This is a genomic window from Streptomyces sp. NBC_00878 (assembly GCF_026341515.1).
GTDB lineage: Bacteria > Actinomycetota > Actinomycetes > Streptomycetales > Streptomycetaceae > Streptomyces.
Genome location: NZ_JAPEOK010000001.1, coordinates 7,201,448 through 7,214,482, shown reverse-complemented (window position 1 = coordinate 7,214,482; position 13,035 = coordinate 7,201,448). Strand labels below are relative to the sequence as shown.

The 13,035-nt window shown below is 70.8% G+C and carries 8 protein-coding genes; 1 reads left to right on the top strand and 7 read right to left on the bottom strand.

All coding sequences use genetic code 11. The features are described 5' to 3' along the window. Together OHA11_RS31300 and proB are read right to left on the bottom strand one after the other, a co-directional pair. Complete coding sequence (locus OHA11_RS31300) at nucleotides 1-459, bottom strand: hypothetical protein (protein WP_266507594.1); 459 nt, start codon at nucleotides 457-459, stop codon at nucleotides 1-3. A 319-nt stretch (nucleotides 460-778) separates the two neighbouring features. Then, nucleotides 779-1,885, bottom strand: a complete 1,107-nt coding sequence (gene proB / locus OHA11_RS31295; protein WP_266502135.1) for a glutamate 5-kinase — start codon at nucleotides 1,883-1,885, stop codon at nucleotides 779-781. Between the two features lie 451 nt (nucleotides 1,886-2,336). Between proB and OHA11_RS31290 the strand changes: the two genes are divergently transcribed. Next, nucleotides 2,337-4,439, top strand: coding sequence for a hypothetical protein (locus OHA11_RS31290; protein WP_266502133.1), 2,103 nt, complete (start codon nucleotides 2,337-2,339; stop codon nucleotides 4,437-4,439). A 255-nt stretch (nucleotides 4,440-4,694) separates the two neighbouring features. Here OHA11_RS31290 and obgE read toward each other — a convergent pair whose 3' ends face one another. The 5 genes from obgE to OHA11_RS31265 form a co-directional block, all read right to left on the bottom strand. After that, entirely contained in the window at nucleotides 4,695-6,131 is a 1,437-nt protein-coding gene (gene obgE, locus OHA11_RS31285; protein ID WP_266502131.1) for a GTPase ObgE, read from the bottom strand. A 153-nt stretch (nucleotides 6,132-6,284) separates the two neighbouring features. Beyond that, the gene (gene rpmA, locus OHA11_RS31280; protein WP_006374707.1) at nucleotides 6,285-6,539 is read right to left on the bottom strand and encodes a 50S ribosomal protein L27; all 255 of its coding nucleotides are present in this window, start codon (nucleotides 6,537-6,539) and stop codon (nucleotides 6,285-6,287) included. A 14-nt stretch (nucleotides 6,540-6,553) separates the two neighbouring features. Next, the gene (rplU, locus tag OHA11_RS31275; RefSeq protein WP_006374708.1) at nucleotides 6,554-6,874 is read right to left on the bottom strand and encodes a 50S ribosomal protein L21; all 321 of its coding nucleotides are present in this window, start codon (nucleotides 6,872-6,874) and stop codon (nucleotides 6,554-6,556) included. Between the two features lie 224 nt (nucleotides 6,875-7,098). Further along, nucleotides 7,099-8,448 (bottom strand): phospholipase D-like domain-containing protein, encoded by a 1,350-nt coding sequence (locus tag OHA11_RS31270; RefSeq protein ID WP_266502130.1) that lies wholly within the window; start codon nucleotides 8,446-8,448, stop codon nucleotides 7,099-7,101. A 281-nt stretch (nucleotides 8,449-8,729) separates the two neighbouring features. Further along, nucleotides 8,730-12,980, bottom strand: a complete 4,251-nt coding sequence (locus tag OHA11_RS31265; protein WP_266502129.1) for an Rne/Rng family ribonuclease — start codon at nucleotides 12,978-12,980, stop codon at nucleotides 8,730-8,732. Between the last annotated feature and the right edge of the window lie 55 nt (nucleotides 12,981-13,035).

Here is a 13,035-nt window from a genome sequence, read left to right as displayed (position 1 = left end):
CTAGAAGGGGTGTACGCCCACAGGTGTCGCCGGCAGCGGTCCGTATCCCTCGGCGATGCGCTGGTGGTAGGTCTCGCGGTCGATGACCTCCAGGCCGACGATCTCCCAGGGCGGCAGCTTCGCGGTCTGGCGGTGCTCGCCCCACAGGCGCAGCGCGACCGCGGCCGCGTCGTGCAGGTCGCGGGCCTCCTCCCAGTAGCGGATCTCCGCGTGGTCGTTGGCGTACCGGCTGGTCAGCAGAAAGGGGTGGTCGTGGGCGAGCTGTTCGAGGCCGCGCCTGACCTCTTTCAGCGGGGCTTCGGCGCCCGAGACGCTCAGCGTGACGTGCCACAGCCGCGGCAGATCGCGCGGGTCCTCGATCTCGTACGTGTCGCCGGCCGCGACGCTGGTGAGCGCGCGCTCCTCACCGGCCACTCGGGAGCCGACACCACCGCGGGACGCCGCCGCCCCAGGGCGCATTCGTCTCACGACGGCCTCCTTTACGCAATGCGTCCGCTCGGACTGAGGGGGTCTCCCTGAAACAAAGTTGAGCAGGTGGGAAAGCTCCGCGTGGCACTTTTACCGAAGGTCCACCTCCGGGCAGCGCCTTTGTCGGGCGTTCCCACCTGTTTTCGGCCGGGGGCCCGGGGGTTGCCCCCGATGGACACAGCACTGAAGGTCCACCTCCGGGCAGCGCCTTTGTCGGGCGTTCCCACCTGTTTTCGGCCGGGGGTCCGGGGGTTGCCCCCGATGGACACGGCACTGAACGTCCACCGGCGGGGGCCTTCCTTTCGGCCGTTTACGGGTGGAGCAGCACCAGATCGTCCCTGTGTACGACTTCGCGTTCGTACGCGGGACCCAGTTCGCGGGCCAGCTCGTGCGTGGAGCGGCCGATCAGCTGCGGGATCTCCTTGGCGTCGAAGTTCACCAGTCCCCGGGCGACCGCCCGCCCCGCGCTGTCGCGCAGCTCGACGGGATCGCCCGCGGTGAAGTCGCCCTCGACGCCCGCGATGCCGGCCGGCAGCAGGGACGTACGCCGCTCGACGACCGCGCGCACGGCCCCGTCGTCGAGGGTGAGGGCGCCCTGCGGGGTGGACGCGTGCTGGAGCCACAGCAGCCGGTCGGCGGAGCGGCGGCCCGTGGCGTGGAAGTACGTGCCGGTGTCCCGGCCCGCGAGGGCGTCCGCGGCGTGCACCGCGCTGGTCAGCACGACCGGGATGCCGGCCGCGGCCGCGATCCGGGCCGCCTCGACCTTGGTGACCATGCCGCCGGTGCCGACACCGGCCTTGCCCGCACTGCCGATGTCGACCTGCGCGAGATCCGCCGGAGTGCGCACTTCCGCTATCCGCGAGGTACCGGACTTGCTGGGGTCGCCGTCGTACACGCCGTCCACGTCGGAGAGGAGGACCAGCAGGTCTGCGCGGACGAGATGGGCGACGAGGGCGGCGAGGCGGTCGTTGTCGCCGAAGCGGATCTCGTCCGTGGCTACGGTGTCGTTCTCGTTGACGACCGGCAGGGCGCCCATCGCGAGGAGCTTGTCGAGGGTGCGCGAGGCGTTGCGGTGGTGGGCGCGGCGGCTCATGTCGTCGGAGGTGAGCAGCACCTGGCCGACCCGGACGCCGTAGCGGGCGCAGGAGGCGGCATAGCGGGCGACCAGGAGGCCCTGGCCGACGCTGGCGGCGGCCTGCTGGCGGGCGAGGTCCCTGGGGCGGCGGCGCAGGCCCAGCGGGGCGAGGCCGGCGGCGATGGCGCCGGACGAGACGAGGACGATCTCCCTCTCGCCGCCGCTGCGTGCCTTGGCGAGGACGTCCACGAGAGCGTCCACGCGGTCGGCGTCGAGGCCTCCGGCCGCGGTGGTCAGGGACGAGGAGCCCACCTTGACGACGATCCGGCGGGCTTCCGCCACGGCCTGCCTCGCCGACCGCCCTGCCGCCTGCCTTGCCGCTGACACGCTGTACCCCAATGCTCCGACCAGCCCGGTCTGTGCAATCTACGTGACCGAGGGTGGCCGACGCCCCCGCGTTTCGAGTGGCGGACGATGCGAGACCGGCAAGGGGTCGGCGCGAGACCGGCAAGGGGTCGGCGCGAGACCGGCGAGAGACCGGCGAGAAGCCCGTATGAGGAAGACGAGAGAAACACTTCACCGGTTCCCGTGCTTTTTAGCCCGAAATGCAGTGGATTACGGTGTGCAAGATTGCTCGCGGGCCCGCCGAAGTCATACGGTCAGGGATCGGCCTGTCCCTCGTGCACATACACCGCCGCGGGAATCGTGAGAAATCGCGGAGCCCCGCGAGGCAGGACGAGGCGCGACCCCCCGCATCCCCCCATCCACCGCACCCCTCGCAGGAGCCCATTCCGTGCCCTCCGCCGGACTCGCCCCCCGCCGCATCGTGCAGCTGTCCGCGCTGCTCGCGATGTTCGCGCTCTTCACCGCGCAGATCGTCTCCGCTCTGCTGCCGAACGTCCCCGTGTTCATCGCCGCGAGCGCCGCGGGCCTCGCCCTCGACGTGTTCCTGCAGTACCGGGATCCCGGACTGCTCGCGCTCCTGGGCAAGGTCCGCTTCGACGTCACGGTCCGGCAGCTGCTGCGCGACATGCTGATCCTGGTGGGGCTCCTGCGGATCGAGGGCATCGACCCGACGCGCGAACAGGCACCGCTGCTGATCGCGCTGTGCCTCTTCTACGCCCTGCACTTCGCCTGCCAGGCCGCCGCGGTCGTGGTCCGCCGCACGCGTACGCTGCCGATCGTCACCCGCAACATCGACGCGTCCGCGCTGCGCCTGAGCACCGCGCCGCCGCGCGTCCTGGCCCGCCGCCCGGGTCACCGCCTGCTCACCTTCTCGATTCCGACCACGGTCGGCCTGATGGTCACCGCGGCCACCACGGACGCGTACTGGGGCGGTATCGGCGTCGGTATCGCGCTCGCCCTGATCGGCGGCGGCACCGCCTACCTCGCCACCTGGATGCTGCCGAAGAAGCGCGCCAAGAGCGAGCAGAAGGTCATGGAGTGGCTGGACAAGTGGCTGGCCGACTACCGGCCGACCGTCGCGATGTACTTCTCCGGCGGTACGACCTCCGCGTACCAGGCGAACATGTGGCTCTCCACGCTCTCCGCGGTCGACGCGAAGCCGCTGATCGTGCTGCGTGAGCGTTTCATGGTGCAGAAGATCGACGCCACGGACGTCCCGGTCATCTGCTTCCCGAAGGTCACGACGATGTTCTCGCTGGAGAACTCGACGCTGAAGATGATGCTGCACCCGGCCAACGCCGCGAAGACCTCCCAGGTCCTGCGCATCCCCACGATCAAGCACGCCTTCATCAACCACGGCGAGTCCGACAAGCTGTCCTCCTGCAACCCGTACGCGAAGGCGTACGACGAGGTGTGGGTGGCCGGTCCCGCGGCGCGCGAGCGGTACGCGCTGGCCGAGGTCGGCGTCGAGGACAAGGACATCGTGGAGGTCGGCCGCCCGCAGCTGGCGCCGATCCGCCCCTACTCCGGGGCGCCGACGGGCACGTACACGACCGTGCTGTACGCCCCCACGTGGGAGGGCTGGGACGGCAACCCCGGCAACACCTCGGTGGTGCTGGCCGGCGAGAACATCGTGAAGCGGCTGCTCGCGGACGAGGGCGTACGGCTCCTCTACAAGCCGCACCCGATGACCGGTTCCGTCGACCCGCGCGCGGGCGCCGCGAACGAGCGCATCAAGGCGATGATCCGCGAGGCCGGCGCCCTGCGGTCGGGCCCCCGTCCCGACGCCGGGGCCGCCGCCGAACTGGCGCGCCGCACGGCCGAGTTGGACAGGCTCACGTCCACCGACTTCCGGGAGAGCGCGGACGAAATGGAGCGGATGCTGCTCCAGGGCGCGCCGCGGGGCGACCGCGAGGCCGCCATCGTCGAGGCCACGCTGGCCTGGGAGAAGGCCTACTGGGCGTCCTTCCCGGAGTGGGAGCACCAGATCGTCACGGACGCGCGGCCGGCCATCTTCGCCTGCTTCAACCAGGCGGACCTGTTGATCAGCGATGTCTCGTCGGTCGTCTCCGACTGGCTGTCGAGCGAGAAGCCGTACGCGGTCGCCAACACCTCGGGGATGTCCGAGGAGGCGTTCCGGGAGGGCTTCCCGACGGTGTCCGCGGGCGCGATCCTCACGCCCGAGGCGGAGGGTGTGCCGGCGCTCCTGGAGTCGGTCCGCCAGCCGGAGAAGGACCGCTTCACGGCGGCCCGTGCCAAGCTCAAGGAGCACCTGCTCGGCCCGTCCGACCCGCCGTCGCTGACCCGCTTCAACGAGGCGATCGACGACCTGTGCACCGAGGCCGACGAGCGTCGCGTCCGCATGGAGTCGCGACTCGCCACGGAGGTTCCGTCGCAGCGGGGGACGACGGACGACGCGTCCGAATCGGCCGAGGAGGCCACGCAGGATGCGCAGGATGCGAACGAGGCGGACGACTCCGTCAACGCGTAGCCGCGTAGCCGCTGCCGCGGGGAGCACGTAGGTAGAGGGCCCGGAATTTCTCCGGGCCCTCTACCTGTTGTGCTGCGTACGTTTTCGGCTGCGGGTGGGTGGGGGTTGTTCGCGCAGTTCCCCGCGCCCCTTAAAGACAAAAGCCAGGGGCGCAGCCCCGCTTTTAGGGGCGCGGGGAACTGCGCGAACAACCCCCACCGGCCGCAGTGTGCGTACAGGCTGTGGGGGCCTGGGGGCGGAGCCCTCGGATTCGGTCTAGAAGGGGTCGAAGTCGTCGAACTCCTTCTCCGACTCGTCCCGTTCCGCCTGCTTCTCGCGGCGCCGCGTGACCGCGGGACGAGGCGCCTCGAAGCGATGGTCCTCGCCCCGTCGGCCGAGCATCTCCGCGCCGGCCATGACCGTCGGCTCCCAGTCGAAGACGACCGCGTTGTCCTCGGGTCCGATGGCGACGCCGTCGCCCGACCGGGCGCCCGCCTTCATCAGGGAGTCCTCCACGCCGAGCCGGTTGAGCCGGTCGGCGAGGTAGCCCACGGCCTCGTCGTTGCTGAAGTCGGTCTGGCGGACCCAGCGTTCGGGCTTCTCGCCCCGTACGCGGAAGAGTCCGTCCTCCTCCTGGACCACCGTGAAGCCGGCGTCGTCGACCGCCTTCGGGCGGATGACGATACGGGTGGCCTCCTCTTCGGGCTTCGCCGCACGGGCCTTGGCGACCAGGTCGGCGAGGGCGAAGGAGAGTTCCTTGAGGCCCGTGTGGGCCACCGCCGAGACCGCGAAGACCTGGTAGCCGCGCGCCTCCAGGTCCGGGCGGACCATCTCGGCCAGGTCCTTGCCGTCGGGTACGTCGATCTTGTTGAGGACGACGAGACGGGGACGGTTGCCGAGACCGCCGTACTGCTTCAGCTCCTCCTCGATGATGTCGAGGTCGGTGACCGGGTCGCGGTCCGACTCCAGGGTCGCCGTGTCGAGGACGTGGACGAGCACCTCGCAGCGCTCCACGTGACGCAGGAATTCAAGCCCGAGGCCCTTGCCCTGGCTCGCCCCGGGGATCAGTCCCGGCACGTCGGCGATCGTGTAGACCGTCGAACCCGCCGTCACCACACCGAGGTTGGGGACGAGGGTGGTGAACGGGTAGTCCGCGATCTTCGGCTTGGCGGCCGACAGGACCGAGATGAGCGACGACTTGCCCGCGCTGGGGTAGCCGACGAGCGCCACGTCCGCGACCGTCTTCAGCTCCAGGACGATGTCCTGGAGGCCACCGGGTACGCCGAGCAGCGCGAAGCCGGGCGCCTTGCGGCGGGCCGAGGCCAGCGCCGCGTTGCCGAGACCACCCCGGCCGCCCTGTGCGGCGACGTACGTCGTGCCGTGGCCGACCAGGTCCGCGAGGACGTTCCCGTCCTTGTCCTGGACGACCGTGCCGTCCGGCACCGGCAGGACCAGGTCCTGGCCGTCCTTGCCGGAGCGGTTGCCGCCCTCGCCGGGCTTGCCGTTGGTGGCCTTGCGGTGCGGGGAGTGGTGGTAGTCGAGGAGCGTGGTGACGGACTGGTCGACGACCAGGGTCACGTCACCGCCACGGCCGCCGTTACCGCCGTCCGGGCCGCCGAGCGGCTTGAACTTCTCCCGGTGGACGGAGGCACAGCCGTGACCTCCGCTACCCGCGGCGACATGCAGCTCGACGCGGTCCACGAAGGTGGTCATGGGATGTGCCTCCAGTTACGTACGGAAATCTCTCATCGGTGATCACCGCGCGGGCGTCGCCGCTCAGCTCAGTGATCACTACTCAGTTGAAACACGCGAAAGGCGGACCCGCTTCCCGTACGGGAAGTGAGGTCCGCCTCGCGAAAGATCCGGTCAGGCGACCGGAACGATGTTCACGACCTTGCGGCCACGGTGGGTACCGAACTCCACCGCACCGGCGGCCAGCGCGAACAGCGTGTCGTCCTTGCCACGGCCGACGCTCGCGCCGGGGTGGAAGTGGGTGCCACGCTGGCGGACCAGGATCTCACCGGCGTTGACGACCTGACCGCCGAAGCGCTTCACGCCGAGCCGCTGAGCATTGGAGTCGCGACCGTTCCGGGTGGACGATGCGCCCTTCTTGTGTGCCATCTCTCCTCAGTCCCTTACTTCGCAGCCGCGGGGATCTCAGTGACCTTGATCGCCGTGTACTGCTGGCGGTGGCCCTGACGACGGCGGTAGCCGGTCTTGTTCTTGTAGCGAAGGATGTCGATCTTGACGCCCTTGTGGTGGTCCACGATCTCGGCCTGGACCTTGATCCCGGCGAGCACCCACGGGTCGCTGGTGACCGCGTCACCGTCGACAACGAGCAGGGTCGAGAGCTCGACCGTGTCGCCGACCTTGGCAGTGGAAATCTTGTCAACCTCAACGATGTCGCCGACAGCAACCTTGTGCTGGCGACCACCGCTGCGCACGATGGCGTACACGCGGATCTCTCTCTCGCTCGAAATCGGAATCCCCGCAGTCCAGCCGCCGACGGAAGCAGACGGCCTCTCCCGGGGCGCGAGCCACCGGGAGGAAGAGGTTTACGGGAATGCGGTGCGTCAGTAGACACACCGAAGGGCAAGGTTACGGTGGCCTAGGCCATAGGGTCAAACTGAGCCGCCAGGGGTTAAACCCCAGATCGTCGGCCACGCTCTGGGCTCAAACCTCAGACTGTCGGCTTCTCGCCGTCGTCGGGCAGCGGTTTCACGCCCTTGCACAGGTCGGTGGTGTCCGCGGTGCCCGGGTAGGCCGCCTTGGCCACCCGGTCGAAGTGGACCCGGTACATGTCGTGCACGGCGTCGTCGTCGACCTTCACGATCGACTCGTCGTTCTCGCGCAGCGCCGGTCCCGTGTAGTTCCCGGAGCCGGTGAAGCTGACCTTGTTCCGCACACCGTCGTACATGCCCTCCACGAGGATGTACTTGGAGTGGATGATGTACGGCGTCGCCAGCTTCTGGCCGGGGTTCAGCGGGTCCCGGTCGTCGTTGTAGCAGCGCACGGTCGGGCCGCCTGTGGTGTGCATCTTCTCCCACGTGCCCTTGGTGCCGCCGGTGCTCTTGGCGCTGTCCGACTCCGCGTAGACGATGCTCACCGAGCAGCCCGCCTTCTTCAGCGAGACCAGCTTCTCCGCGATGGCCAGCCGCGTGATCTTGAAGATCGCCACCCGGACCTTGGTCGACTGCGTGACGCCCGCGGTGTCCTTGTACTTGCAGGTCACGTTGTTGAGGATCGAGTACACCGTGTCGGTGGCCCGGGTGTTGCCGGCCCGCGGGAAGAAGTACGCCTTGTAGAGGCCGTTGCTCACCGTGCGGTAGTTCCAGGACTCCCAGTCCTGCGCGGCCATCGTGTCGAAGTAGTCCGCGTAGGCGTCGTACATCGTCGGGTTGTTCGGCAGCAGCAGCGCGTCGTTGAAGAACTTGGTGTGCGCCGACGGCGTGGAGTTCGAGGTGGTCTCGACGACTACGTTGGTGGCGCCCTTGACCGCCGAGAACAGCCAGAACTTGTTGTGCATGATCGACTGCCCGTACTTCGGGTCACCGAGGCACGACTTGTTCGCCGGGCAGGTCGCCACGTACGACCCCTGCGTACGGTCCGTGCCGAGCCCCGAAGCCAGCGTGCTGTACGCGGTGTTGGTCGGGCGGTCGCTGATGCTGGACTCGTCGAGCATCACCTGGACGTCCACGCCGCGGTTCCTGGCCGCCACCAGCGCGTTGACGACCGAGGCCTCCCAGACGTGGTAGACCGCGACCTTGATCGTGGAGCCGGGCAGCGCGGAGTTCGTCAGCTCGATGAGCCTCGTACGGATCACGGTCTGCTCGTCGGCCGTACCGAGCGGGTCGTTGAAGATCGGCCCCTCGGTCCACGCCGGGTTGTCCACGGCCTGCGCTGTTCCCGCCGACGCGGCCTGGACGCCCGCCGCGGACAGCACCGTGGCCAGCGCGAGCGCCTGGCGCCCGCCCTTGACCGGCTTGACGGCACGGTGTCGCCCAGTGCCCTTCAGGCGCACGCGCGCCATTGAGATCCCCCTCCCCTGTACACGCGTGAACGTTCTCCCCAACGCGCACCCGTGTGTTCATGCCTACGACTACATGAGTTTTACAGGTAGATGAACGTGCTCCAAGAGGCGGGGGGTGATTGTGATGATCGTGATGCTCCTGAAAACGTGTCAGGAGCCACCAAATCGGGCGGAACTCACGGCGGTTCGGATCCCCGGGCAGCGGATCGTCCGAGTACGCGGACGCCCCCTGACCTGCGGTCGGACCGCGGGCCAGGGGGCGTCTTCGGTTACGCGGGTGGTCAGCCCTCGTCGGTGGAGGCCGTGACCGTGGACGGCGACTGCTGCTCCGCCGCCGCCGTCTTCTTCGACGTCGACTTCGTGGCCGTCTTGGCGGTCTTCGCCGTCTTCTTGGCCACGGTCTTCTTGGCGGCCGTCTTCTTGGCCGTCGTCGTCTTCTTCGCGACGGCCTTCTTCGCGGTCGCCTTCTTGGCCGTCTTACGGGCCGCCTTCTTGGCCGGAGCCTCTCCGTCGCCGGACACCTCCGCGGAGGCCTCGGCCGCCGTCCCGGCGGGCTCGGTCACCTCGGCCCGGTCCTCGGCGCGGGCTTCCGTCGCGGCTTCCGCCGAAGCCGACGGGAGGACCGTGACGGCCGTCTCCGCGGAAGCGGTGGGAGCGGTGGCCTTGCGGACCGCACGGCGGCGCGGACGCGGCGGGGCTGCGCTCTCCGCGGCGGGCTCCGGCTGCGGCTCGGGCTCGGCGACCGGCTCCGCCTTGAACTCGACGGGGGCGGCGACCGGCTCGGTGACGGTCACCACGGCCTCCTCCGCCGCCTTGGGCGAACCGGCCGGCGCGGTGGCCTTGCGGGTCGCCCGACGGCGCGTACGACCCTTGGGCGCGGCGTCCTCGGCCTCGGCGGCCGGAGCTGCCGGGGCTTGCGGGGCCTCGATCACCGGGTCCTCGACGGCGACGGGCTCGGCCTGCGCGAGGGCGGCCGACTCCGGCTGCACGGAACGCGTGACCTCGTCCTCCGACGTCACGGACTGGGCCGTCGGAGCCTCCGAGCGGCGCTCGGCCCGACGGCTCTCGGACCTCGGCGTGCCCGCCGGGGCCGACGCGCGCCGGCCGGAACGACGCCGCGAACGGCCCCGCGTGGCCGCGGCCTCCGCCTCGGCGGCACTGCTGTAGAGGTCCTCGTCCGGTACGAAAGCGTCCATTTGCGGCTCTGCCGCGGAGGGCTCGGGCAGCGCGACCGGCTCGGCGGCCTCCGCGGCGACCTCGGCTTCCGTCTCGTCGGGCTCGGCCGTCTCCGCCTCGTGCGTGTGCTCGTGGTCGGGGGTCTGGTCGGCGCCGCCACGGCCGCGCTTCTTGCGCTTGCCGCCGCCTCCGGCGGAGGTCGGCTGCTCCATGTGGACGATCACGCCACGGCCGTTGCAGTGGACGCAGGTCTCGGAGAACGACTCCAACAGGCCCTGGCCGACCCGCTTGCGGGTCATCTGGACGAGGCCCAGCGAGGTGACCTCGGCGACCTGGTGCTTCGTACGGTCGCGGCCCAGGCACTCCAGGAGGCGGCGCAGCACCAGATCGCGGTTGGACTCCAGGACCATGTCGATGAAGTCGATGACGACGATGCCGCCGAGGTCGCGCAGCCGCAGCTGGCGCACGATCTCCTCGGCCGCCTCCAGGTTGTTCCTGGTGACCGTCTCTTCGAGGTTGCCGCCCTGACCGGTGAACTTGCCGGTGTTGACGTCGATCACGATCATCGCTTCGGTCTTGTCGATGACCAGCGAACCACCGCTCGGCAGCCAGACCTTGCGGTCCAGCGCCTTGGCGAGCTGCTCGTCGATCCGGTACGTGGCGAAAACGTCGACCTCGGAGGTCCACCTCGAAAGGCGGCCGGCCAGGTCGGGCGCGACATGGGCGACGTACCCGTGGATGGTGTCCCACGCCTCGTCGCCGCTCACGATGACCTTGGTGAAGTCCTCGTTGAAGATGTCGCGGACGACGCGGACCGTCATGTCCGGCTCGCCGTAGAGCAGCGTCGGCGCGTTGCCGCTCTTCGCCTTCTTCTGGATGTCCTCCCACTGCGCCTGGAGCCGCTCGACGTCACGGCTCAGCTCGTCCTCGCTCGCGCCCTCGGCGGCGGTGCGCACGATGACGCCCGCGTCCTCGGGGACGATCTTCTTGAGGATGGTCTTCAGGCGGGCCCGCTCGGTGTCGGGCAGCTTGCGGCTGATGCCGGTCATCGAGCCCTCGGGCACGTAGACCAGGTAGCGGCCGGGGAGGGACACCTGGCTGGTCAGCCGGGCGCCCTTGTGGCCGATCGGGTCCTTGGTGACCTGCACGAGGACCGACTGGCCGGACTTCAGCGCGCTCTCGATGCGGCGGGGGCCGTTGGCCATGCCCAGCGCCTCGAAGTTGACCTCACCGGCGTACAGCACGGCGTTGCGGCCCTTGCCGATGTCGATGAAGGCGGCCTCCATCGACGGCAGCACGTTCTGGACCTTGCCCAGGTAGACGTTGCCGACGTACGAGGTCGACTGCTCCTTGTTGACGTAGTGCTCCACGAGCACGTTGTCTTCCAGGACGCCGATCTGGGTGCGCTCGCCGCTCTGGCGGACGACCATCACGCGCTCGACGGCCTCACGTCGGGCCAGGAACTCAGCCTCGGTGATGATCGGAACGCGGCGGCGGCCCTGTTCGCGCCCCTCGCGGCGGCGCTGCTTCTTGGCCTCCAGGCGGGTCGAGCCCTTGATGGACTGCACCTCGTCGGAGGCGTCGGACCGCTCTTCCTTCTTGCTGCGCGGCTCGCGGACCTTGACGACCGTGCGCTCGGGGTCGTTGTCGCCCGACTCGGCCTCGCCGGACGAGTCACCGGCACGACGACGACGGCGACGACGGCGACGGCTGCTGCTGGAGCCGCCCGACTCCTCGCGCTCGTCCTCGGCGTCCTCTTCCGTCTGCTCGGCGGTGTCCTCGGCGTCCTGGGCAGCCTGCGCGGACCGCTCGGAGTGCGCGGACCGATCAGACCGTTCGGAGTGCTCGGACTGCCCGTCGGCGTAGTCGTCACCGTCCGCGGAGTCGCCGTCCGCCTCGGCGGACTCACCACGGCGGCGGCGACGGCCGCCACGACGGCGCCGACGGCGCGAGCCGGTCTCCTCGCCGTCGTCACCCTCGGCGCTGTCCTCGGCGGACTCCTCGTCCGCGGGCTCCTCCTCGGCCTCGGGGGCCTCCGCCACGGGGGCGACGGGCTCCTCGGCCTTCCTGCGGCGGCGACGGCGCGGTCCGCCGGTCGTCTCCTCCTCGGCGACGGGAGCGGCGGCCTCCTGGACCGGCTCCACGACGTCCTCGGGCTCCTCGGCGGCCTCGGCAGCGGCGGCGGCCGCGGCGCGCTCCGGCGTCTGGAACATCGGCTCGGTGAACACCGGCGCCTGGAACACGGCGACCGCGGGGCGCGCGGGGCGTCGCGTGGACTCCTCCTCGGCCTGCGCGCTCTTGTGCGGCGCGGGCGCGGCGAAGCCTCCGGCGGCCTTGCGGGTGGCACGGCGACGAGCGCGGCGCGGGGCGGCGTCCTCGGCGTCGGCGGTGGTGTCGGCCTCGGGGGCCCGGTCGTTCCTGGCAGCGGCCACGGGGGCCTCCCTGCGCTCGTCGCGGACATCGGCCTCGACGGGCTCGGTCGCGGTGGGGGTCTCGGCGCGCTCCGCCGTCGGCGGTGTGGCGCGGCGGGCGGGCTCGACGGCGGCCTCGGCGGGCACCGTCTCGGACGTCTCGGGTTCCGCCTGCGGCGCACCGCTGGGCGCGGTGGCCCGACGGGTCGCCCGACGGCGCGTACGGCCCTTGGGCGCGGCGTCCTCGGCCTCGACGGCAGGCGCTTCTTCGGCGGCAACGGGGGCGGTGGCCTCGTCGGACACCGGGGTCACAACAGTCTGGGCGGCCACTGGGGCCGGGGCCTCGGTCTCCGTCGGCGCACCGGCGGGTGCGGTGGCACGGCGGGTGGCCCGACGGCGCGTACGCGGCGCCGGAGCGGCCTCCTCGGCCACGGGCTCGGCGGCGGGCGTCTCGGGTTCCGCCTGTACGGCGGGCTCCGCCTGTACGGCCGGAGCGGTGACGACGGCCTCTTCGACCACGGCGGTCTCGGCGGACCCGGCGCTCTGAACCGTCTCGGCGGCCTGCGGCGCACCGGCGGGAGCGGACGCACGGCGGGTGGCCCGACGGCGCGTACGCGGCGCCGGAGCGGGCTCCTCGGCGGAGGCCTCGGCCACGGGCTCGTCGGTGACCGCCGTCCCAACGATGGCGGTATCAGTGGTCGCCGTCTCGGCAGCCGCAGCCGCCTCTTCGGTCTCCTCCGGCTCCTCCGTCGCGAGATCGGTGGAGCTCACGGCCGGTATGGCCGGCGCGGTGGTCTCGGCCACGCTCTCGCCCTCGGGGTTCCCGGAGGGCGGTCCCGCTGGGCGGGACGCGGCGCGGCGACGCCTGCGCGGCGGCAGGGTGTCGCTGGGGGTGCTGTTCTCGGAGCCGGTGGAGGGCTCAGCGGGTTCGGTCGGTTCGAGCATGCGGGTGGATCTCCCGTCAGGCTCCCGGGCGCCGCGGATCCGGTGACGTCCGCGG